Origin of the sequence: Acidithiobacillus thiooxidans ATCC 19377, assembly GCF_009662475.1 — a bacterium.
GTDB lineage: Bacteria > Pseudomonadota > Gammaproteobacteria > Acidithiobacillales > Acidithiobacillaceae > Acidithiobacillus > Acidithiobacillus thiooxidans.
This window is the reverse complement of sequence record NZ_CP045571.1, coordinates 1,821,399-1,843,697: the sequence shown is the minus strand read 5'-3', so window position 1 is coordinate 1,843,697 and position 22,299 is coordinate 1,821,399. Positions and strand designations below refer to the sequence as shown.

The 22,299-nt window shown below is 55.2% G+C and carries 23 protein-coding genes; 11 read left to right on the top strand and 12 right to left on the bottom strand.

All coding sequences use genetic code 11. The features are described 5' to 3' along the window. Positions 1 to 5: 5 nt before the first annotated feature. Genes pyk through GCD22_RS09710 form a run of 11 tightly spaced genes read right to left on the bottom strand, consistent with a single transcriptional unit; the run spans position 6 to position 12,140 of the window. Positions 6 to 1,433 carry a pyruvate kinase gene (gene pyk / locus GCD22_RS09755; protein ID WP_024894598.1) on the bottom strand — a complete coding sequence of 476 codons (1,428 nt, stop codon included), beginning with the start codon at positions 1,431 to 1,433 and terminating at the stop codon, positions 6 to 8. Next, positions 1,430 to 2,824 (bottom strand): FAD-dependent oxidoreductase, encoded by a 1,395-nt coding sequence (locus tag GCD22_RS09750; protein ID WP_031570063.1) that lies wholly within the window; start codon positions 2,822 to 2,824, stop codon positions 1,430 to 1,432. The genes pyk and GCD22_RS09750 overlap by 4 nt, the downstream gene beginning before the upstream one ends. Positions 2,825 to 2,839: 15 nt before the next feature. After that, positions 2,840 to 3,796 (bottom strand): 1-phosphofructokinase family hexose kinase, encoded by a 957-nt coding sequence (locus GCD22_RS09745; protein WP_024894596.1) that lies wholly within the window; start codon positions 3,794 to 3,796, stop codon positions 2,840 to 2,842. Continuing rightward, positions 3,793 to 4,719, bottom strand: coding sequence for a bifunctional enoyl-CoA hydratase/phosphate acetyltransferase (locus tag GCD22_RS09740; protein ID WP_024894595.1), 927 nt, complete (start codon positions 4,717 to 4,719; stop codon positions 3,793 to 3,795). The genes GCD22_RS09745 and GCD22_RS09740 overlap by 4 nt, the downstream gene beginning before the upstream one ends. Before the next feature lie 46 nt (positions 4,720 to 4,765). Further along, positions 4,766 to 5,953: an acetate/propionate family kinase gene (locus GCD22_RS09735; protein ID WP_031570070.1), complete on the bottom strand. Its 1,188-nt coding sequence runs from the start codon at positions 5,951 to 5,953 to the stop codon at positions 4,766 to 4,768. Further along, on the bottom strand, positions 5,941 to 7,158 hold the full coding sequence (locus GCD22_RS09730; protein WP_031570072.1) for a dihydrolipoamide acetyltransferase family protein: 1,218 nt from the start codon (positions 7,156 to 7,158) through the stop codon (positions 5,941 to 5,943). Before GCD22_RS09730 ends, GCD22_RS09735 begins: the two co-directional genes overlap by 13 nt. Then, positions 7,155 to 8,147 (bottom strand): alpha-ketoacid dehydrogenase subunit beta, encoded by a 993-nt coding sequence (locus GCD22_RS09725; protein ID WP_031570074.1) that lies wholly within the window; start codon positions 8,145 to 8,147, stop codon positions 7,155 to 7,157. Before GCD22_RS09725 ends, GCD22_RS09730 begins: the two co-directional genes overlap by 4 nt. Then, positions 8,144 to 9,208 (bottom strand): thiamine pyrophosphate-dependent enzyme, encoded by a 1,065-nt coding sequence (locus tag GCD22_RS09720; protein WP_031570077.1) that lies wholly within the window; start codon positions 9,206 to 9,208, stop codon positions 8,144 to 8,146. The genes GCD22_RS09725 and GCD22_RS09720 overlap by 4 nt, the downstream gene beginning before the upstream one ends. Then, on the bottom strand, positions 9,201 to 9,551 hold the full coding sequence (locus tag GCD22_RS09715) for a carboxymuconolactone decarboxylase family protein (protein WP_031570080.1): 351 nt from the start codon (positions 9,549 to 9,551) through the stop codon (positions 9,201 to 9,203). Before GCD22_RS09715 ends, GCD22_RS09720 begins: the two co-directional genes overlap by 8 nt. Positions 9,552 to 9,588: 37 nt before the next feature. Then, entirely contained in the window at positions 9,589 to 9,870 is a 282-nt protein-coding gene (locus tag GCD22_RS18525) for a hypothetical protein (protein ID WP_226859395.1), read from the bottom strand. After that, positions 9,843 to 12,140 (bottom strand): plasma-membrane proton-efflux P-type ATPase, encoded by a 2,298-nt coding sequence (locus tag GCD22_RS09710; RefSeq protein WP_226859394.1) that lies wholly within the window; start codon positions 12,138 to 12,140, stop codon positions 9,843 to 9,845. Before GCD22_RS09710 ends, GCD22_RS18525 begins: the two co-directional genes overlap by 28 nt. A 250-nt stretch (positions 12,141 to 12,390) precedes the next feature. On the opposite strand from GCD22_RS09710, the gene GCD22_RS09705 reads away from it, so the two are divergent. Next, positions 12,391 to 13,770 carry a dihydrolipoyl dehydrogenase gene (locus GCD22_RS09705; RefSeq protein ID WP_031570082.1) on the top strand — a complete coding sequence of 460 codons (1,380 nt, stop codon included), beginning with the start codon at positions 12,391 to 12,393 and terminating at the stop codon, positions 13,768 to 13,770. Positions 13,771 to 13,839: 69 nt separating this feature from the next. On the opposite strand, the gene GCD22_RS09700 is transcribed toward GCD22_RS09705, so the two are convergent. Further along, positions 13,840 to 14,145: a HigA family addiction module antitoxin gene (locus GCD22_RS09700; RefSeq protein ID WP_031570084.1), complete on the bottom strand. Its 306-nt coding sequence runs from the start codon at positions 14,143 to 14,145 to the stop codon at positions 13,840 to 13,842. Positions 14,146 to 14,374: 229 nt separating this feature from the next. On the opposite strand from GCD22_RS09700, the gene GCD22_RS09695 reads away from it, so the two are divergent. The 10 genes from GCD22_RS09695 (at position 14,375) to GCD22_RS09650 (ending at position 22,296) form a co-directional block, all read left to right on the top strand. Continuing rightward, on the top strand, positions 14,375 to 15,829 hold the full coding sequence (locus GCD22_RS09695; RefSeq protein ID WP_024894587.1) for a cytochrome ubiquinol oxidase subunit I: 1,455 nt from the start codon (positions 14,375 to 14,377) through the stop codon (positions 15,827 to 15,829). Between the two features lie 40 nt (positions 15,830 to 15,869). Next, the gene (locus GCD22_RS09690; protein WP_031570091.1) at positions 15,870 to 16,952 is read left to right on the top strand and encodes a cytochrome d ubiquinol oxidase subunit II; all 1,083 of its coding nucleotides are present in this window, start codon (positions 15,870 to 15,872) and stop codon (positions 16,950 to 16,952) included. An 81-nt stretch (positions 16,953 to 17,033) separates the two neighbouring features. After that, positions 17,034 to 17,351 (top strand): hypothetical protein, encoded by a 318-nt coding sequence (locus tag GCD22_RS09685; protein ID WP_031570093.1) that lies wholly within the window; start codon positions 17,034 to 17,036, stop codon positions 17,349 to 17,351. A 77-nt stretch (positions 17,352 to 17,428) separates the two neighbouring features. Next, a complete protein-coding gene (locus GCD22_RS09680; RefSeq protein ID WP_031570094.1) occupies positions 17,429 to 17,644 on the top strand; it encodes a hypothetical protein in 216 nt (71 codons plus the stop codon). Positions 17,645 to 17,656: 12 nt separating this feature from the next. Further along, complete coding sequence (locus GCD22_RS09675) at positions 17,657 to 18,373, top strand: Crp/Fnr family transcriptional regulator (protein ID WP_140391070.1); 717 nt, start codon at positions 17,657 to 17,659, stop codon at positions 18,371 to 18,373. A 133-nt stretch (positions 18,374 to 18,506) separates the two neighbouring features. Further along, positions 18,507 to 19,067: a sigma-70 family RNA polymerase sigma factor gene (locus tag GCD22_RS09670; RefSeq protein ID WP_031570097.1), complete on the top strand. Its 561-nt coding sequence runs from the start codon at positions 18,507 to 18,509 to the stop codon at positions 19,065 to 19,067. Between the two features lie 154 nt (positions 19,068 to 19,221). Further along, positions 19,222 to 19,596, top strand: coding sequence for a carboxymuconolactone decarboxylase family protein (locus GCD22_RS09665; protein ID WP_024894582.1), 375 nt, complete (start codon positions 19,222 to 19,224; stop codon positions 19,594 to 19,596). Between the two features lie 29 nt (positions 19,597 to 19,625). Further along, positions 19,626 to 19,793, top strand: coding sequence for a hypothetical protein (locus tag GCD22_RS09660; RefSeq protein ID WP_153940763.1), 168 nt, complete (start codon positions 19,626 to 19,628; stop codon positions 19,791 to 19,793). Between the two features lie 113 nt (positions 19,794 to 19,906). After that, positions 19,907 to 21,235 carry a TolC family outer membrane protein gene (locus GCD22_RS09655; protein ID WP_153940762.1) on the top strand — a complete coding sequence of 443 codons (1,329 nt, stop codon included), beginning with the start codon at positions 19,907 to 19,909 and terminating at the stop codon, positions 21,233 to 21,235. 26 nt (positions 21,236 to 21,261) lie between these two features. Continuing rightward, on the top strand, positions 21,262 to 22,296 hold the full coding sequence (locus tag GCD22_RS09650; protein ID WP_024894554.1) for an HlyD family secretion protein: 1,035 nt from the start codon (positions 21,262 to 21,264) through the stop codon (positions 22,294 to 22,296). The last annotated feature ends 3 nt before the right edge of the window (positions 22,297 to 22,299 follow it).

Here is a 22,299-nt window from a genome sequence, read left to right as displayed (position 1 = left end):
TCCTGTTATTGTGGGGCAGAAACATCCAGATGAATGATTTCCAGGCGGTTGGTACCTCCCGGATGACCCTTGCTGGGGCCTTGCGTCAGTAAAATCAAACCTTTTTCAACAGCGTTAGTGCGCAGCCAGCGACGCGCAGCCTCTTCCCAGCCACTTTCGGGACTCGGCATTTCTATAGGATAGACCCCATAGTGCAGACAGAGGCGCTGACAGGTCGACGAATGGGGACTCATGGCCAGAATCCAGGGTTCAAGCCGAAACCGCGCAATGCGTGCGGCTGTTGTTCCCGTTTCTGTGGGCGTTACGACAAATAAAGGATTCAGCCGTTCGGCGCTGTGCCGGACATTACTCGCAATAGTAGATTCTACGCCGGGCTTGTCATCGAGGTCGATGGAACTCAAAGGATTGAGTTCCGCCCGGTTTTTTTCGGTAACGCGGGCAATTTCTGCCAGCATTTTTACAGCTTCTACCGGAAAATCTCCCATGGCCGACTCTTCCGAGAGCATGATGCAGTCCGTACCATCGAGGATGGCATTGGCCACGTCGGTCACTTCCGCGCGGGTTGGCCGCCGGTTATGTACCATGGACTCCAGCATCTGGGTAGCGGTGATGACGGGTTTGCCCACGGCGCGTGTCTTGCGGATCAGGCGTTTCTGGATAATGGCAATTTCTTCAATCGGCACTTCAACTCCGAGATCGCCGCGTGCCACCATGATGGCATCGGTGGCGTCGATGATCGCATCAATATGTTTCCAGGCCCGTGCTCTTTCGATTTTGGCGACCAGAAAAGGATGAAAAAATCCCAGGGCGTTGGCTGCACGGCGGGCGGCGTGCAGGTCTTCGGCGCTTTCCACAAAGGAAACACTCAGACCATCGACCCCGGCCTCCAGGGCAAATGCCAGTAATTCCCGATCGGCAGCGGTGAGCGCGCCACCCTCCAGATAAACACCCGGTAAATTGACGCCTTTATGGGAAAGCAGCACACCACCGACGAGCACCTGACACAGTACGCCCTGGCTATCATGCTGTTCTACCCGAAGTTCCAGAAAGCCGTCATTGAGGTAGACCGTATCGCCCTTGACGAGGGGTTTGGCCAGGGGCGGCAGTTCCAGAGGAATGGCCTGCGCCGTCCCCGGCGCACCCGGAGCGAGTAGAACATGATCCCCATGCTTGAGAGTGACCGGGGCCGGCAAGGAGCCAATACGGATTTTCGGGCCGGGCAGATCGGCCATAATGGCGACGCGATAGCCGGTCTTGCGGGCGGCATCGCGGATGCGGGCAATGCGCGCCCGATGTTCATCGGGGGTGCCATGGGCCAGGTTGAGCCGGGCGACATTCATGCCCGCCCGGATCATCTGTTCCAGGACATTGGGGGCATCAGATGCGGGACCGATGGTGCAGACAATTTTGCTGCGATGCTTGGGGAGTTTCATAAGGGTTGGTCCTCCACGCAGGGGTGGAGGAGGGCATAATGACGCTGCAGGGCATCTCCGGTTGCGGCAACCAGCGGATGCAGGGAAGGGGTCAGGCGCGGCTGGCTGCCAAACTGCATGCTGACCAGATCGGGTGCAGTAGCGTGCATCTGAATGGCGAGACCGATTGTGTTGACCAGTTCCCCGGTGGTGGCACCGCCCAGGACCTGCCCACCCAGGATTTGCAGGGAGTCAGCAGCAAAAATGATACGGCAGAAAATTTCTGTGGTGTTGGGCATGGAGGCCGGATGGTGATCGGGCAGGCGGGCTTCCCCACTTAAAATCGGAAAGCCTTCCTGTTCGGCCTGATGTTCGGTCAAGCCGGCCACACCAAAAGCCAGGCCATCAATTTCACTGGCGTAGACGCTCACCGAGCCGGCATTGGTACGCAACTGACGCAGGCCATACAAATTCATTCCGGCAATGCGGCCTTCAGCGGCGGCTTGTGAGGCAATCATGGCATGATTGGCCTTGCGCGTAAAAAAGTCCTGTTTGTGGGCACAATCACCCACGGCGAAAATATGGGGGTCTTCCCGGGTACGTTGAAAAGCATCGACCCAGATACCACCAGAGCGGCTCAGGGTCAGGCCCATCGCCTTGGCCAGATCCACCTGTGGACGGGTACCGATGGCAATGAGCACCGCATCAACCTCCAGAGCCTCCTGTCCGGCGATTTGCACTTGGCCTACCCGTTTACCATTGGCACCGACCACCAGGGCTTCTACCTTGCAGCCGGTATGAATATGGACGCCGTGCTCGCTGAGCTGTTTTTCTACCGCCTTACAGGCATCCAGATCAAAAGCCGCCTGCATCAGGTGGGGCAGCATCTCGACAATGTGGACCTCAATACCGCGCTTGCGGATTTCATCGGCAAATTCCACGCCGATAAACCCTCCGCCAATAATCGCCAGCTTTTTGATTTGCGGGATCAGGGTGCTGAACAATTTGTCGAGATAGTCATAATCCTTGTGAATGCTGAAAACGCCTTCCAGTTCTGTACCCGGAATGGGCGGAATGAAGTTCTCCGCGCCGGTCGCCAGAACCAGCCGTTCCCAATGGATGAGATCCCTGTTTTCCAGAGTGGCGGTGTGGGCATTGCGATCTATGCTGGCGACTTTACCAATCTGGATCCGGCCGCCCGCTGCGAGGAGCGGCGCACGTCCGGCCATGTCTTCTTCGGTGCCTCCCAGGGTACCGAAAATATAGGGAATCCCGCAAGGAATGACAGCGTCCGTCTCGGGGCGCAGCACCAGAACCTTTTTGTGGGGAGAAAACTGGGCGGCGGTTATGCCCGTCATCATTCCGGCGGGACCACCGCCGACAATCAGAATATCCGTTGTACTTTCCGTCATGTCGTAAATCTCCTTTTAAATATCGAGCATCTTGACGTTCACCTGTTGCAACAGTTCAACCACCTGACTGTGAGAAAATATTTCCGTACCGGGCCGTGCCGCCGTGCCACTGCCGCAGGCAACGGCCAGTCGCAACGCCTCGGCGGGGCTCTGCCTGCGTGCCAGCGCCGCTACCAGTCCGGCAACCATGGAATCTCCCGCACCAACCGTGGATTTGACCGCTATGCTGGGTGCCTCGGCCAGATAACTGCCGTCGGGTCCAACCAGCAGGGCGCCTTCAACACCCAGCGAGACACAAACGTACTGGACGCCTTCCCGCTGGATGGCGCGGGCTTCCCGGGCGACATCTTCCAGGGTTGGCAACTCACGCTGTCTGAGTACCGATAACTCATAGCGATTGGGTTTGATCAGGTAGGGCTGATGGGGAAGGGCCAGTTGCAATAGCGCGCCGTGGGCATCGACAACGGCCTTGCCGCCGTCCCCCTGTACTTTGTCCACCAGGTCGCCATATATGAGATCGGGCACCCCCGGAGGAACCGAGCCGGTGAGCACCGCAAATCCGCCCTTGCACAGTTCCAGAAAGCTTGTTTTGACGGCGCTGAGCGCAAGTTCGGAAACCAGTGGACCAATTCCGGTTACTTCAAACTGCGCAGGCGGATCGCCCTGAAGTATGGTGGCATTGATCCGGGTTTCGCCTTCCACATGCACGCAATGCGGACTGTCCAGTTGATGCTGCAGCAGCTTCTGCAACAGCTCGCCTATATTCCCGGCGACGATGCAACAACTATGGGCGCAGACCAGGAGCTCCTTGAGGGCGCGGGCAACATTCACGCCATTACCGCCAGGATCATAACGCGTAGCAAGGGCATGACTTTTCTGATCGGGAATCAGGTGCGGCACTTCATAGGCAATATCCACTGCCGGATTGAGGGTCAGGGTGGCGATGGCCTGGCATGGCTCCGTTGCAGTCATTGGGAATGGGCTCCTGTTTTATGGTAATGAATCAGTGCCGCCAGGGCCGCCGAAACCAGTCTGGCCCGGGCCGGATCAGACCGGGAGGTGAGGATGACGGGCACTCTGGCCCCCATGACAATGCCAGCCATGGTCGCGCCGGCCAGATATTCCAGGTCTTTGGCGAGAATGTTGCCGGAAACCAGATCGGGTACCAGCAGGATATCGGCATCTCCTGCGACTTCGCTACGGATGCCTTTGATCTGCGCCGATTCCCTGGAAATGGCATTATCAAAAGCCAGGGGTCCATCGACCAGTGCATCGGTAATCTGACCGCGCTCGGCCATTTTGGAGAGGCAGGCGGCATCGACGGTGGAGGCAATGGCCGGATTGACGACTTCCACCGCCGAGAGAATGGCGGCCTTGGGATGCGCTACGTCCAGAATATGTGCCAGATCGATGGCATTTTGCAGAATGGCGGCTTTGGTTGGCAAATCCGGGGTGATATTGATGGCCGCATCGGTTATCAGCAGCAGTTTGTGATAGCTGGAAATGTCGGTAACGAATATATGAGAAAGCCGTTTTTCCGTACGGAGCTTGGCGAGAATGGGATGGAGAAAGGCATCACTATGCAAATGCCCTTTCATCAGCGCTTTTGCTGCTCCCGAAAGGACCATTTCCACGCCCTTGTCGGCGGCATCATCGGGATTGTCGGCGGCGACAATCTGAAAGTTGGGACAAGTACCCGAATCGGCCCCCATCTGTTGGAGCAGATGACGGATTTTATCAGGATCGCCGATGAGAATGGGTTCAACGATGCTTTGTTTTTTGGCCTCGCAGGCACCCAGGAGGACATGTTCCTCGGCCGCATCTACCACCGCTACCGGAATGTCCGGGAGGGGTGCTATGGCAGCAAGCAGATCGTCAAAGTGTGGATATGCCATCCTGGTTTCCTCCGGGGTTGGGTTTATTCATACAACGTATTGAGATTCATGGGGTACCCGTGCCCAGTAGGCGCAGGGTATGGCGCGCAATCATCAGATCTTCGTCGGTAGGCACCACCAGCACCTCAACGGGGCTTTCCGGGGCCGAAATCCTGCGAGCCTCCTGAGCGACAGCAGCATTGGCCTCCGGGTCGAGATGAAAGCCCAGGGCCTCCAGGGGCCGACAGATGGCCCAGCGCACGGCCGCCGCGTGTTCGCCGATGCCGCCGGTAAAAATCAGGCGCTGAACACTGCCCAGCACCGCCATGAGACTGCCGATATGCTTGCGGGCACTGTAGGCAAACTGGGCAATAGCCTCCGCTGCATGGGGATTGTTTTCCCGCTGCCGCAATAATACCTGCATATCCCCGCTGCAGGCCGAAATCCCCAGCAAGCCAGAAAGATGATTGAGCAGCCGTTCCAGTTGCGGCGCGCTATACCCTTTTTCAGCCATCAAATAAAGAAGTATGCCCGGATCCAGATCCCCGGAGCGGGTACCCATGACCAGGCCTCCAGTAGGGGTCAAGCCCATGGTGGTGTCCAGACAACGGCCATCGGCAACCGCCGCCATGCTGGCCCCATTCCCCAGGTGGGCAATGATGGTAGGCGCTTTCCCCTGATCCGGAAGCTGACTGACAATGTACTCGTAAGAAAGACCATGAAAGCCATATTTGCGCACCCCTTCCTGCCAGAGATTGCGCGGCAGCGGCAGGCGTGCGGCCAGTTCCGGCATGCTGTGATGAAATGCCGTGTCCAGACAGGCGACCTGAGGTTTTTCCGGCCAGATTTTTTGCAAAGACTCGATGGCCGCAATTTCGGCCGGTAAATGCAGGGGGGCAAAAGCCAGGGCATCACGGAGATCCTTCAGGACGGTCGCGTCAATGCATACATGGGCCTGCTGATGGGGTCCTCCGGAAACAATCCGGTGACCGATAGCATCGGGATGGGTGATACCCAGTTCGGATAGCACTGCGACAACCGCCTGCAGGGCGGCCGATTGATCCACAAAGGCTTGTTGTCGGTCCAATACCCGCTGACCGGCCTGTTCCAGCCATATCCTCCCCATGCTTTGACCAATGCGTTCTACGGCCCCGTCAAGCTGCTGCTCCTCAAGCCCTGCTCCGAAAGCAAACAGGGCAAACTTGATGGAAGAAGAGCCGCTATTGATGGAGAGAATCTGGGTTATGTCAGCCAAGAGAGGTCCTCCAGACGCTTGCCCAGGCGTTGCAGAAAACGCGCCGCATCCGCACCGAAAATAACCCGATGATCACAACTCAAGGTGAAATCCGTCAGCCCGTCACTATCAGCAGCCGCTACCGCCAGAATGGCTGCTGCCCCCGTGGGGACAATGGCATTGAAGCGCTCAATCTCCGGAAAAATTCCCAGATTGGACAGATAAAAACTGGCGCCCTGATAGTCATTGGGTGTAACTCGGCCTTTTTTGACCTTGCCCAGCAATATGCGCCAATCCTCAGCGAGTTCCGGCATTGTTCTGCGGGCGGCATCCCGCAGCACCGGGGTAATCAGACCTTCACCAGTGTCCACAGCGATGCCCAGATCAACCCTTTGCCGTTTGGCCAGTCCCTGGCGGGTCCAGACCTGATTGAACCAGGGATCTTCAGCCACGGTGAGGGCGCAGGCTCTGCCCAGTGCCAAGGTAAAGCTGAGTTTGGCCGTTTTGGCACTTGCGTGCAGCGCGCTCAAATTGAAGCGGCTGCCGATCAAAAAGGTCGGCGTCTGGAGGGTGGCTGACATGTTGCGGGCCACGGTAGCCCGCAGGGCACTGGGCTTTTCGATCTGGTAGGGTGGACCCATGCGCAAGTCCGCGTCCTGAGGCGCCAAGGCTGCGGCCAGTACCTGACTGGCATGAATCACACCATCAGGTCCTGGCGTGATCTGCTGGAGATCCAGATTCAGATCCGCCGCCAGAGCGCGGGCGTAGGGAGAAATCAATGCCCCGTCGGCATGGTCGCCGGGTTTTGCAGAAATTGTCCCGGTGTTTTGCCTTATCGGTGCGGAAGGGATTGCTTGGGACGGCGATGGAACGGGATTTGCTGTTCCCGGCGCCGCAATTCGCGCAGCCGGTTCCGGTTCCGGCACTGGTGCAGCATCCGCAACGGCCGCATGAGGCTCAGGCGCGGCAGGCTTAACAGGCGCCTCTTTTTGATCAACGATATACCCGATAACCTGGCGAACCGGAATATCCGTATCCGTAGCCGCCAGTGGCCCAGCCAGAAAGCCATCCGCAAAGGCCTCCACGTCCAGGACCGCTTTATCGGTTTCCACTTCGGCAACAGCCTCGCCCTTTTTGATGGCATCGCCAACGGACTTGTTCCAGCGCGTCAGCCGACCGGTTTGCATGGTATCCGACAATACCGGCATAGTAATGGGGTTTTTCATGATTGACCTCCCTGCGAGCCCAGCATTTGCCGGGCTGCCGTAATGATGTCTGCCGTACGCGGGATACTGGCTGCTTCGAGCTGACCATTGAAGGGCGTGGGGATATCCAGTCCAGCGACCCTCTGGATGGGGCGATCCAGAAAATAAAAGCAGCGCTCCTGAAGGGTGGCGCTCAATTCCGCACCGGCTCCGGCAAAACGACAGTCCTCTTCCACAATCAGACAGTGATGGGTTTGCTTGACGGATTGCACACAGGTCTCCCAGTCAATGGGTGCCAGACTGCGCAAATCAATGACCGTCATGGCAATGCCTTCCTTGGCCAGAATATCCGCAGCTTCCAGAGCCAGCATCACCATCCGGGAATAAGCAATACAGGTAATGTCCCGTCCCTGACGGCGGAGCAAAGCCTGATGAATAGGCGGGGCAACAGCCGCCTCATCAACATGATCCTTGGTGAAATAGAGCAGTTCATGCTCTAGAACAATGAGCGCGTCATCACTATGAATGGCCTGGCGTAATTGCCAGTAGGCATCCTGAGGCGTGGCCGGAACGGCTATCCGCAATCCGGGCACGTTCATCAGAGTATGCTCCAGGCGCTGGGAATGCTGGGCACCCAGTTGCCGGGCAATGCCACCCGGCATGCGAATGGTCAGGGGCATGGGAAATTGCCCTCCGGACATGAACGGGATCTTGGCGGCCATGTTGATGATGGCGTCAATGGCAAACAGAGCAAAATTGATGGTCATGATTTCGACCACCGGGCGCAGACCCAGCATTGCCGCGCCCACACCGAGGCCGGTAAAACTGTTTTCGGAAATGGGGGTGTCGCGCACGCGCCATTCGCCATATTTGGCCATGAGTCCTTCCGTCACCCGATAGGTTCCGCCATAAAGACCCACGTCTTCACCCAGGGTGATGACACTTTCATCCGCCGCCATTTCGGCATCCATGGCCCGATTCAGCGCTTGCCAATAAAATAGCTCGTTCATTGGGCTGTCTCCATCAGTACTTCATAACGACGATTGTGATGAAAGACGGACCAGACATCCTGCATGTCCGGCTCCGCACTTTGTTGGGCAAAACGGACGGCGTCTTCCACTTCCGTTTGCACTTCCTGACGCAAACGGGTGATTTCCGCCTCGTCGAGATGACCTTCCTGGCAGCAATGGTCACTAAAGTGGCTAATGCAGTCGGCTCCTGCGGCAGCCATGGCTTCAGGTGATGGATAAGCGGATTCTGCTTCGTGGATGGCTGCGGCAATGGGATCGTTAGCCTGATAGGCATTCAGTTCCACATTGGGGCGATAGCTCGCCGGATCCGCCATGGAGTGCCCGCGATAGCGGTAGGTTTCTAGCTCCAGAAATTGCGGGCCGTCGCTGCTGCGAACCCGCTCCAGCGCCTTGCGGGCAGCGGCATGCACCGCAAGAACATCCATGCCATCGACTTTTTCCGCCGGAATCCCATAGCTGCAGGCACGTTTATACACTTCAGTCACGGCAGAATGACGGTGAATTTCCGTACCGATCTGATAATGATTGTTCTCACAGACAAAAAGAATGGGGAGTTTCCAGAGCGCCGCCATATTGAGGGATTCATGGAAGGTCCCCTGGTTGACCGCGCCATCGCCAAAAAAGCAGATCACGGCTTCCGGCAGACGGCGGTAGGCGACGGCGTAAGCTGCTCCCAAAGCGATGGGAAAGGTTTCGCCGACAATGGCGTAGCCCCCCAGAAAGCGCCGACTGGCATCAAACAGATGCATGGAACCGCCCATCCCTTTGCTGATGCCGGTAATTTTGCCCTGCAGTTCCGCCATGATTTCCCGCGCAGGAATCCCCCGGACCAGGGCATGGACATGCTCCCGATAAGTGCTGACCACATAGTCCCCGGGCTCGGCGGCATGCAGCACCCCCACGGCTACCGCCTCCTCTCCCGGATACAGGTGCAAAAATCCGGCAATCTGGCCCTGGGCATATCCCTGGGCGGCGGCCTCTTCAAAAGCCCGGGCGCGGAGCATATCCCGGAGCATGGCGCGCATTTGCAGTCTATCCATGGGTGTTCTCCGGCAGGAATTCATCCAGCGCCTTGCTCAGCGGCACCAGATACATCAAGGCAGGGCCGCCATGCATAATGACCGCCATGAAACCGGCACTCATGATTTCATCGCAACTGGCCCCGGCTTCAATGGCGCTTTTGGTATGCAAGGCAATGCACCATTCACATTGCGCAGCGACGGACAGAGCCACGTTGATCAACTCCTTTTGTGCCGCACTCAGGGCCGGGTTTCCTTCCGCCTTTCCCATAAAACCCAAAAAGGAATTGATTTCCGAGGGATAATCCTGCTTGAGATTTTCCATCAACTGATGTACTTCGGTAAGTCGATCTTTAGCGGTCATGGTATTTCTCCGAATCAGGGGGTGCAATAAGAGAACATTATTTTGAATCTCCACCTCTCATAAAATGGGTAAAAGCCTGCCGAATGTTTCGTTGAAAGCCGGCACCATCCCGTTCCAGCTGTGTCAGGGCGGGATGCAGAGAATGATTGAGAGTGCGCAAAAACCGACTCTGGTGGGCTGCCTCATGATCCATCAGGCGGTGAATGCCCAACTTGGCAAAGTCGGCCAGCAGCATCCACACTACGTTGTATGCCCATACCAGGCCAATGGTCGTCCAGGGCACCGCCGTCATCAGCCAGCCAAAACCGACAATCGCCACGCCGACAATCTGGGTGCCCAGGATGGCCAGCAGGAGAATGGGCGCAGGGTAGGGGGGCGCCAGAAAGGCCCGCGCACCCGGGTCAGGAACAACATGAGATGTCCCCCGGCAATCAGCTGCAGGAACATGATGCTTTGTGCTTCCGGCAGAGGAATATGAAACACAAAGCGGGTAAGGAGATAAAGCCCAAAGGTCCCCGCAAAAGCCAGAAGCCCCATGGCTGAAGACAGACTCAGCACTCTCGGCATTTCCCAATGAACGGGGGATTTCTGTACGGCGGTATGGTCCCAGGCAATGGTCATGATGGGAATATCATCGAGCAGGGAAAGCAGAACCACCATGATGGCAGTCAACGGATAAGAGTTGAAAATCAGCATGGCAATGACCACAAAAAACAGAATATCCAGCGTCATGGCGATGCGATAAACCGTATAACTGGTCATCCGCTCAAAAATGCGTCGCGCCTCCTCGACGGCCTTGACGATCACATTCAGGCCCGGGGCTGTCAGAATCAGGGCGGCAGCACCGCGTGCCGCGTCGGTGGCACCCGACACAGCAATCCCCACATCGGCCTGTTTGAGCGCCGGCGCATCATTCACGCCATCGCCGGTCATGGCGACAATATGCCCGCGTTGCTGCAGGGCTTTGACAATGGCATATTTATGTTCAGGAAACACCTGGGCAAAGCCATCGGAGTGTTCAATTTCATCGCCCAGTGCCTGGGGAAGTACCCCGCCCTCGGCAAATTTCGAGAGCCGGTCATCCACGGTCAGAATATGCGTGCCCAGGTTCAATTGACCGGCAATTTCACTGGCAATGGCCTGATGATCACCCGTCACCATCTTGACTTCAATACCATGTTCCTGCGCTTCCATAATGGTCTGCTTGGAATCGACCCGGGGCGGATCCAGCAACGAAAGAATCCCGAGAAAACGCCAGTTCTGCGCATCATCGTCGGAACGGACCACGCCCAGCGTACGAAACCCCTTGGCGGCGGCATCCTCCACCACTTTTTCGGCCTTGGCACGTTCAGCATCAGCCAGTTTGGCCATTTCAATGAGAACTTGAGGCGCCCCTTTGCTCACCCGAAACTTTTTCCCGTCGCTTCCGTGAAGTTGCCCTTCCGTACGCTTGGAGATGGGATCAAAAGGAATGAATTTGTCCTGAGTGAAAGCCGCGAGGGTTTTGTCGCGATCGGGAAGTCCGGCAAGCACGGCATTATCAATGGCGTCCGCGTCTTCCGCCTTACTGGCCAAGGCCGCCGCAAGAATGAGTTCCTGTTCATTCTGCGCGGCAAACAGGGCGCTTTCCCCCAGGGTGATCTTGTTTTGGGTTAAGGTTCCAGTTTTATCCGAGCAGAGAATATCCACCCCGGCCATTTCCTCAATGGAAGTCAATTTGGAAACAATGGCCTTCATGCGCGATAGGGCCAGAGCCCCCAGAGCCATGGTGACGGACAATACCGCCGGCATGGCGACCGGAATGGAAGCCACTACCACAACCAGGACAAAAGTCAGCAGGGTCAAAAACGGCAAGCCACGGACTAATTCTACAACAATCAGCAATAACGAAAGGGATAGAGCCAGAACAATTAAAAAGTTACCGATATTAAGTACGGCTTTTTGCACCAGACTCGCCGTACGTCCGAAAAAAGTTGCAGAGCCGGTTTCATAGACCAGCCCCAGCATTTCACCCTGCTTGGCAATATTTCCTGAGTAGGCCACGTCTCCGGATTTTTTGTTCACCGGTAAGGACTCGCCCGTCAGGGCAGACTGATCCACGGACAGATAATCACCGGAAATGAGTTTGATATCCGCCGGTAGAATATCCCCCAAGCGCAGACGAACGACGTCACCCGGCACCAGTTGCGCTGCGTCAATGCTTTGCCATTGCTGATCGCGCAAGACCCGCGCTTTGAGCGCCAGTTGATTTTTCAGCGCCTTGAGGGCGTCATTGGCACCTTTTTCTTCCCAAAAACCAATGCCACCGTTGATGAGCAGCATGGCAAAAATGACAAAAAAGCTCTTCCAGTCGCCGTTGATGGCCGATAAAACGGCCGCAACCTCTATCATCCAGGGAATGGGTGCCCAAAAATAGGAAATTAATCTACGCCAGAGCGGAGTTTCTTTTTCTTCCAACAGGTTGCTGCCAAATTGCGCCAGGCGGGTACTGGCTTCACTGCTGCTTAAACCTTTATCGCTACTTTCCAGAGCCTGAAAGCTGGCATTCAAATCCAGGCTTTCAAAACTTTTTGCATCAACCGGTTGCATGCGACGGTCTCCCTTTATGAAAATTCTCTACAGAAAAAATCTGACCAGCTCACAATTCAAATCTCAATATCCTAATATAAGATAGCACAAGATTCGTTCGGGCAATCTGACTTCGCCATATTCGTGACCATGAGTATAGACAAGGTGAAAGAATCATCATGAATTTTAATGATATATTCATATCTGCCTGTTTCTTTTGTTTGCTTGTGCTAGGCTTTGCAGGATTGGATTCAACGTGGAGGGCTGCAAAATGACTGTTCAGGAAGTGGATTTGTTATGCGTAGGTGCAGGTGGCGCCGCCTATCCGGCCGCTTTTCGTCTGGCAAAAGCTGGAAAGAAGGTACTCATGGTCGATCCGAAGGGGGTCATGAGTGGTAACTGTCTGTATGAAGGTTGTGTTCCTTCCAAGGCGGTTCGGGAAACAGCCGCTTTTTACCAGGATGCCCAGCGTTTTCAGCCCTACGGACTGGGCGGCAATCTGCACGTGGATTTTGCCGCCCTGATGCAGCATAAAGATGCCATTCAGGAGCGGCGTTATGCCCAGCACGCAGCGGAACTGGCCGCAGAACCTCTTATCCGCTTGATTAAGGGCGTAGCGCGCCTGTTAGATCCCCATACGGTGAAAGTAGATTCAGATGCGGGAACGGATACCTATCATGCCCGGCATATCCTGATCGCCAGTGGCTCGGACGTGTTCATTCCGCCCTTGCCCGGTGCTGAATGGTGCCTGACCAGTCATGATCTTTATAAACCTTCGCCAGCCATGCGGGCTTTGCCCGAAAAACTGCTGGTTATCGGCGGTGGCTACATAGGGCTGGAAACAGCGACATTTTTTGCTGCCTTGGGTACGGAAGTTACCTTGCTGCAAAAAGGCGCACAAATCCTGAATGGCATGGATCCAGGCATGGTCAACCTGCTGCTGCCTTTACTACCCAAAGGGCTTGAACTTCGCACCAATGTAGAGGTGCAACGCGTTGAGAATACAGGCAGTGGTCGTCGTGTTGTCTGGCTTGAGGACGGCAAGGAACAAAATCAGGAGGTCGATGCCGTCCTGCTCGCCGTGGGGCGTCGTCCGGTCATTCCAGAGGGTGCAGAAGCCCTGGGCATTGCGTTTGATCATCATGGTATTCAGGTGGGCCCCAGCCTGCAAACCCGCTTTCCGCATATTTATGCAGCAGGGGATGTCAATGGACGGGTACCACTTTTTCACGCAGCAGTGCGTCAGTCTCTGGTGGCAGGCCACAATATTCTGGCGGGGAACGTTCCTACGGATTATGCGGATTTTGACCATGTGCCGACAACGATATTCACCTTGCCGGCAGCAGCCTACATCGGCCTGACACCGGCCAAGGTCTCTCCTGGATCTTTGCTGGAAGCCCGCTATGCCTTTTCAGAGGACTCCAGAGCGCAGATTCTGGAACGTCTGGATGGCGAAATCCGGCTCTTTTTTGAGCCCGGCAGTTTGCGGATTCGCGGGGCATGGATTGTGGGGATTGATGCAGGCAGCCTGATTGGACAGGTGGGTACGGCCATTGCGGGCGGAATGACGGCCTATGACCTGGCGCGATTTGCCGATCAGCATCCAATGTCCGCCGAAGGTATCGGCAAGGCTGCACGCAACCTGTTGTAAATCACCCTCTGCAATCAGTATCAGCAATATCGACGATCAATAAAAGGTTTCTAGGCTTAAACTGGGCGCTTATGCCACTTGTTGTCTGGGCTGTACTTCGCGGGCAATGGTGGCGCCCACCCCGTTTTCCGTTTTCCGCAGATCGTAAGCAACTTGTAGTCCCAACCAGAATTCCGGACTGGTCTGAAAGTAGCGGGACAAACGCAATGCCGTATCTGGTGAAACTGCCCGACGCTCACGAATGATCTCATGGATACGTGGTGACGGCACCCGCAATGCCATAGCCAATGTATGTGGTGTCATTTTCAGCGGGGCCAAAAACTCCTCACGTAATACTTCGCCCGGATGAATAGGGCGCATTCCATTTCTGGTCATGATTTCGATTCCTTTGTTAATTGTCATTTTTTCTGCTTGCAAGAATAAATTGGTTTATACGAACCACATGAACCGGTTGTATCTCCCATTATTTTTTTGCGAAAAATCATTTTTAAAACGCAACATACTGATTAATTATAGAGCGGATAACTGGCACATTTATTGCTGTTATAGATTCGGTAATATGTTTGCCATTTTTTAACGCCGCTATTAAAGCGAGGAGTTTATCATGCTCGTAGAAAATACTTTGCCGATTCTTCTGAGTCGGCTGGATTTTGCCTGGATTACCTCCATGCACATCCTATGGACGCCCCTAACTATCGGGGTGTCATGGATTCTTTTCGGATTGGAGGTAGCCTGGCTGCGTTCTGGAGACGAACGATGGTACCGTCTGGAGCGCTTTTTTGAAAAAATCTTTATTGTCAATTTCGGCGCCGGTGTGGCTACCGGTGTCACCATGGAAATGGCCTTCGGCATTCTCTATGGCCCGTTTTCTCAGGCCGTGGGTCCCTTCTTCGGGAATATTCTGGGCTTTGAAACCATTACCGCCTTTATGTATGAAGCCGGCTTCATTGGCCTCATGGTGTTTGGTTGGAACAAGATCGGCAAAGGTATGCATTTGTTCTCTACCTTTAACGTGGCGTTTGCTTCCAGTTTGTCGGCCTACTGGATTCTGGTGGCCAATGGCTGGATGCAGACTCCTGATGGTGTCGTGCTGAAAGACGGTCTGTTTCAGGTGACCAATTGGTGGAGTGCCATTTTCAATGAAAGTAATGAATGGGGTTTCCCGCATATGTGGGTGGCTACCATGATCCTGGGCTTTTTTGTACTGGCCGGGACCAGTGCCTGGTTTATTCTCAAGAATCGTCACGCCGATTTGTTCGTCAAGATGCTGAAACCCGCCATTCTGGCTTTATTGATCGCGACACCAATACAAATCTGGTTAGGCGACAGTCTGGGGGTCGATGTGGCCCATAGCGAACCGACCACACTGGCCGCCATGGAAGGGCATTATCACACTTATTTACCGGATGGTAAGCCGAACACTTCCTGGAATCTGATTGCCATTCCCAATGCTGCCAATGATGGAAGTCTGTTTTCAATCCGTATTCCCCATGTGTTAAGCCTGCTGGAAACCCATACCCTGAATGGCGTGGTTCCCGGTCTGGATCAGTTCCCGGCCAAGGATCGCCCCGATGTCTGGGTCCCTTTCTATTCCTTCCGGATCATGGTCGCTATCGGCTTTTTCCTGTTCTTTATGGCGTTGTGGGGCACCATGCTCATCCTGCGCGGCCAACTGACGGTGGAGGGATTGCGTAAACGCCCCTGGTTTTTGCGGGCCATGGTCTTTAGTGCTTTTTTACCGTATCTGGCCGTCTGGACCGGCTGGTGGACCCGCGAAGTAGGGCGTCAACCCTGGGTAGTTTATAACCTCATGCGCACCTATGAGGGCACCAGTCACATGGGGCTTGGCCAGGAAATCGTCTGGTTTCTCGGATATGGCGTTTTTGAACTGACCGTCTGGGCCGGTGCCTGGTATTTCTTCTCCCGCGTGATCCGCAAGGGACCGGATCTGGAAAGTCCTTTACCGGGTGCGCCAGAGCAGCATGCTGATCAGGAACACGCCGGTGGTGGATTGGCGAAACCGACCTTTGCCAAACCGACCTTTGGGAAAACCCATTAAGCGTGGTTTTTCGGGATTTCGATTCAAGGAGTAATACAATATGTTTGATCTCGCCAGAATCGCTACCACTCTAACGACGTGGTGGTGGCTGTTACTCAGTCTACTGTTTCTTTTCTTCATTGCCCTGGACGGTGCCGATCTCGGCGCCGGGGTGTTTGCGCTTTTTTCTCCCGATGAGCAGGAGCGGGGCGCCATTATGGCTTCCATGGCCGGTATGTGGGATGGCAATGAAACCTGGCTGGTTGTTGCCGGCGGCGTGCTGTTCGGTGCTTTTCCGCTGGTGTATGGATCGGCCTTCAACTATCTGATGATTCCTTTGATGTTCGCTTTATGGGGCGTCATTTCGCGGGCTGTAGCCTTTGAGTTTCATGTCCACGCAACCGGAAGCAAGCGCTTTTGGGGTTGGGCCTTTGCCGTCGGGAGTTTTATGGCGCCTTTCGGGGCAGGTGTGGCTTTGGGGGCGACCTTGCAGGGCTTCCCCATGAAGGCCGGTGAGGCCATGGCCAAAGGGGCTCCGGGCCTGTTTGTGAATTCGCCCGTTCCCCATTTTACCGGGACGGCCCTCTCTTTTCTGACTCCTTTCAGTATCTTCACCGGTTTTGGCGCGGTCATCGCGGCCGGACTGGCCGGCGGTCTTTACCTGAGTGCACGCTTTGAAAAAGGCGATCCGATCAACGTCAAGGCACAGCGCTGGACCACCCTTTTTTCCTACCTGGCCTTAGCGGCCATTGTCGTCACGCTGGTATGGTCCTATGCCATATTCCCCTGGGCAGCGGCAAAATGGACTGGCCCTTATTGGTGGGTATGGGCCATCTGGCTCTTGGTAGTTCTGTTCTTTGCCTTTAAATCCATGATGAACCACTCCATGCAAAAAGACTTAGCCGCCCTGCTGTGGGGTGAAGGGGTGGTGGTTCTCCTGTGGTTTGCCATGTGGGCTACGATGTTTCCCTACATTGTTCCGGAAACCTGGACCATCCAGGCGGCCGCCAATCCGGCCAACTCCATTGCCGTGTTTACCTTATTCATGACCGGGTTTGTACCCATCATGATCATGTACAACGCTTATCAAATCTGGGTGTTTCGGGGTCGCACCACAAAAATGGCCAGTTACGGCGGTCATTAAAACCGGAAGGGAAGGGCAGGCTTTTCGCTGCCTTTTCCCGAGTTCCTGTATAACAGGCGGAAACTATTCATGGAGTGATTTATGAAAATCAGATCTTCTTTAACGGTTCAGGGCGAACCCGAAGCGCAGCTCGATGACCATGCCATTCTGGATATTCTCGATGTACTGGAAACACGCCACGATCTGGTCAATGAACAATGGTATGCGCTACGCGCAGAACTCTCCACCCTGAATGAAGAGCAGGTGTTGGATAACCAGTCGCAAAAAAAGGTGTCCGATCATAGCTTGCTGATGGAGCAGGAATTATCGCGTTGTCAGCGCTTCTTTCACATTTTTCGGCAAAATCTGCTGCACAAAAAGGCAAACCGGGCAGCTTATCCCGTGCTGTACACGAGCTGAATGCCATGGAGGGACTTTCATACCAGCGCATACAGGATGGCGCACAACCTGACACGACATCGGGAGATATCCTCATAATGCAAGACACGAATCGTATTCTGAACTGCCTGCGTGGCGGACCCATGACAACCATAGAGATGGCTTGTACCCTGCACCTGACGATGAACCGTATTCAGAGTATTCTGAATGAGCTGGTTACCCAACGCAGCATTTATGCGCGACGTTGGGTAACCGATGCCTCTGATAACCAGATCCCGCTCTGGGAATTGGAGGATGCCGACAGCATCGCCTAACAGGAGTATCTCATGCATTCAGCGTCATGGCATCTGACGGGCCAGTCAGATTGTCAGCTTTGTCCCATGCGCCAGTTGAGCATTTTTGCAGGGCTCACTGTGCAAGAATTAGACAATCTGGGGATGACCGTACAGGATATTCATCTGCCTGCTGGAGAAGTGCTTTACCATCAGGGCGAAAGCGCCCGCCATGCGTTTACCTTGCGGTCTGGTGTCATCAAACTCAGTCTGGAATCACCGCTTCATGGGGTGGAAAAAATTGTTCGGCTATTGCGTCATGGCGATCTGTTGGGATTTGAGGGCTTGAATCATTCACATCCCCGTTATCCGCATACCGCCACAACATTAGATGCCGCTGATTTATGTTTGCTGGATATATCGGAATTAAACCGTTTGTCAGAAGACCTCCCCCACGTGCGAAGGGCATTGCTGGAGCGATGGCAGAGAGCACTGGAAGAGTCTGAATTCCATATTGTGGAAGTGGGAGCAGGGAAGGCCGATGCCTGCCTGGCGGCATTTTTATACCACTGGTGCGGCGTGTTCCCCGATGGTGCCTGGGTCCCTTTCCCTATGGCACGTAAAGAAATTGCCGGTTATCTCGGGCTTTCTTCTGCACATGTTTCGAGAGTCATGGCGGATTTCAAGAGACACGGATATCTGCGTGAATCCGGTCAGCGCATTATGGTTCAGCGCGCGTCGCTACGAAAAATTGCCAGCGGTATGCATTGATGGGTTGTGAATACTCCACCGGCTAAAAGCCGGTGGAGTATTCACTTAAAAATGTAATTCATCTGAAAACCGAGTTTCAATCAGTTTATAGTTTTCTTGTGAGGCACGCGCTCAGACGCTTATGATAGCGGCCATGAATCATGCCCTGAAACCATTGGAAACCTGCGTCACCCATGCCTGGAAAATGCACCAGGCAGAAATATTCGGTTTTCTACGGCATCGTCTGGGAGATGATGATTTGTCTGCCGACCTGCTGCAGTTGGTGTTTCTTAAAGCGCTGCATGAAGGTCGCAGGTTTTGTGAATTGCGCGAGCCCCGGGCCTGGTTATTCACCGTAGCCCGCCATGTGCTGACGGACAACTTCCGCAGTCAGCGCGACTATGTTGATCTTCCAGAAGAACTTGCAGAACCGGTTGCAGAAGTCCCTGCCGTGGATTCGCTGGCCGACTGTTTGCCACATGTATTCACCCTTCTCGAAACGGCTGACCGCGATATCCTCACCTGTTGTGAATTGCAGGGGATGACCCAAAAAGCCTATGCCCTATCCCATGGGCTCAGTTTAGCTGCCGCCAAATCCCGGTTATTGCGTGCCCGGTTGCGCCTGCGTGCGGCTTTAATGACCGTCTGTGAAGTACGGTTTGATGCAGATTCGGGTCAGGTCTGTTGTCATCTCCCTCACAAAAAGCCGTCCTGAACCGGCTGGGCCAAGGTCGCGGCACTGCCTTGAGCCATGCCTCGAATCATCGTTCCGTCTTTATCAGTAACAAATGTGCATCCTTTTCAGGGCTGGTCCGTCTTCCTATACAGGACCCATACGTTTTAACGACTTGTCAAAAGGAGAGTGCATCATGAGTAACACAACGACCCCCACTGCCCACGAATTATTGGCCAAAATGCGTGCCGGCATGGGCCGTGTGCCGGCTGCTATCGAGAAATCCACGGTGGTGGATGAAAGCCTGATTCAGGAGCACATGCGCTCACGCATGTATGCCATGCCTCAGGAGGGCGCTCTTGATGAACAGACGCGCGTTCTGGTCTACCTTGCAGCTGCACTGGCGGGCAGCAGCCCGGCTTGTGTCCGGGCAATGTCTGACAAGATTGCTCTGCAGGGCATTCCCAAGGATAAGGTTCTGGAGACGGTACGCATTGTACGCTTTGCCATGGCAACTAAAATGATTGGTGACGCCGAACCGATTTTCGATGCTCTGACCGGGCTTGAATAATTATTTGCCATCCAAACAGGAGCCTTAGCATGAACTTATCGACCAGACACTGGAGCAAAGAAGCATTTCAGGGACTTGAGGGCGCTGTGACCTTGTACGCCGGGCTGCGGGTTACAGTGGCACATCATGAGGCTGCCGGGCCGGTGGGGCCGGTCGAGCCCTTTTATCTTATTCGCAGACTGGTTTTGGCAGGCTGACTGACCGGCGCAATAAGCAACGCCCATGTTGTGTTATTGCGCCGGATAATGGTTTGACGGAAATATGCAGATCCGCTATTTTGGCACCCACTTATCTTAATAAGGGCATAATAATGGGCCTTAGTCGCATTTTCTGGTCCTCCCTTGTGGTGACCTGTTTTCTGAGTACAAGCCCTGCCTGGGCAGAAAACCTGATTGACGCCTACCAGCAGGCCTACCATACCGACCCGGTACTGGCCCAGGCCCGCGCCGAACTGGCCGCACAAATGCAGGACAAGCCCCTGGCGCGTTCAGCCTTGCTGCCCCATGTGGGGGTTGGTGCAGCGGTGGGCTTCAATACCGCCGACATTACCGGCTTTGGCAATATCGATATTAATCGCGCCTATTTGTCCGACAGCTACAGCGTCAATATCACCCAATCCGTATTCAACGGCCAGGCCTGGACGGCGCTGAAACAGGCAGACTCGCGCATACAGGCCAGCGCTGCCGGCCTGACCTACACCGAACAGCAGCTCGCCCTGCAGGTCGCCACGGCCTATTTCGGGGTGCTGGAAGCCCAGGCCCAGGAACGGGTGGCGAAAAAGCAGAAATCGTTGCTGGAGAGCATTTATCAGCAAACCGAAGCCACCCTGAAAATAGGCACGGGAGACATTATCGCCGTGCGTGAAGCCCAAGCCCGGGTTGATGCCGCCGAAGCCGATCTCATCAAAGCCAGCAACGGGGTGGCGATCGCCGAGAAACAGTTTCAGCGCCTGACCCATCATCCCATCGGCGTGCTGGAACCTTTAGGCCATTATCGGGCCCTGGGTCCGCAGCCTGATGATATGCAGAGCTGGGTGCACAGTGCTGTTCAGGATCAGCCGCTGATGCACCAGGCCCAGGCCCAGCTCCACACCGCCCAGCAGGAAGTCCAATACCATCAGCGCGCGCGCTGGCCGGTGGTCAACCTGCAGGGTGTAGCCCAGCATGCCCTCGGGAATCCCTTTCCGGGGCTGGTCATGAATCAGGCCGGCGTCAGCCTGAACTTGTCGGTCCCCCTGTATGAAGGCGGTAACATTTCCGCCTCCGTGCAAAAAGCCCAGGCGCAAACCGTAGCCAGTGTGGATCATGTTGCCAATGTGCGCGATGACGTCACCCTGAACACCCAAACTGCTTTTCTCAATCTGAAAAACAGTGTGGCGCAGCTCAAGGCCGCCAAAGAAACCGTGGACTCTGCCAAACTATCCCTGGAAGGAACGCGCAAGGGCTATGAAGTGGGCACCCGCTCCATCATCGACCTGCTGCACACCGCCACCGACTACGTGCGGGCCGAGCAGGACTACAACGTCGCTTTCTACAATCAGGTAATTGCCCGGGTGCAGCTCAAGGCGGCCTCCGGACAAATCAATATGGCGGATTTACAGGCTATCAATGCCTTGTTGGTCAGGAACGTCACCCCATAACACCTCAGCCGAGGAGTATTCAACGCATGGCTATCCAGAAAAAAAAGCTGATCATTGTTGCGGTAGTGGCTCTGGCCATTGCAGGCGCAGTCGCCTATTGGCAAACCCGACCGGCTGCACCCAGCGATCAGGTAACCGTTTATGGGAATGTCGATATCCGTCAGGTGCAGGCAGCCTTTGATGATAATGGCCGGCTGCTCGATCTCCTGGTCCAGGAGGGCGATCGGGTCAAAAAAGGCCAGTTACTGGCAGAAATTGATCCCGTGCGTTTTCAGGATGCGGTAGACAAAGCCAGCGCTGCGGTGGCTGCGCAACAACAGGTATTGGCGCGCCTGCTGGCCGGTTCCCGTCCCGAAGAAATTGCCGAAGCTCGCGCCCAGGTTGCCGCTGCCCAAGCGACCATGGTCAACGCTGAAAGTACCTGGAAACGCCAGGAGTCCCTTGCCGCCCAGCAATATGTTTCCCGACAAAGCGCCGATAACGCGGCGGCTGCCCTGAAGACGGCCCGCGCCAATGCCGAACATGCCCAACAGGCCCTGTCTCTGGCGATTAAAGGCCCGCGTAAGGAAGACATTGCGGCAGCGCGCCAGGTGCTGCAGGCGGATAAAGCGGCCTTATCTTTAGCGCAGCGTGAGCTGGTGGATACGCGCCTCTATGCGCCCGATACCGGCGTGGTCCAGGACCGCATTCTGGAGCCGGGCGATATGGTTTCTCCGCAGACGCCGGTGTTTACCCTGGCACTGGATAATCCGGTTTGGGTGCGTGCCTACCTGCCCGAAAAGGCACTGGGTCAAGTTCGCCTGGGCATGAAAGCGAATATTCAAAGTGATTCTTTCCCCGGCAAAACCTTTTCCGGCTGGGTGGGTTTCATTTCACCCACCGCAGAATTTACGCCCAAGACCGTGCAAACCACCGAATTGCGCACCGAACTGGTCTACCGGGTGCGGGTTTATGCCTGTAACCCCCGGCATCAGCTGCGTCTCGGAATGCCCGTTACCGTGCATGTTTCCCTGCAAAACAATCCTCCGCAAAAATTGTCTGCGCATCCCTGCGGAAACTGAGTC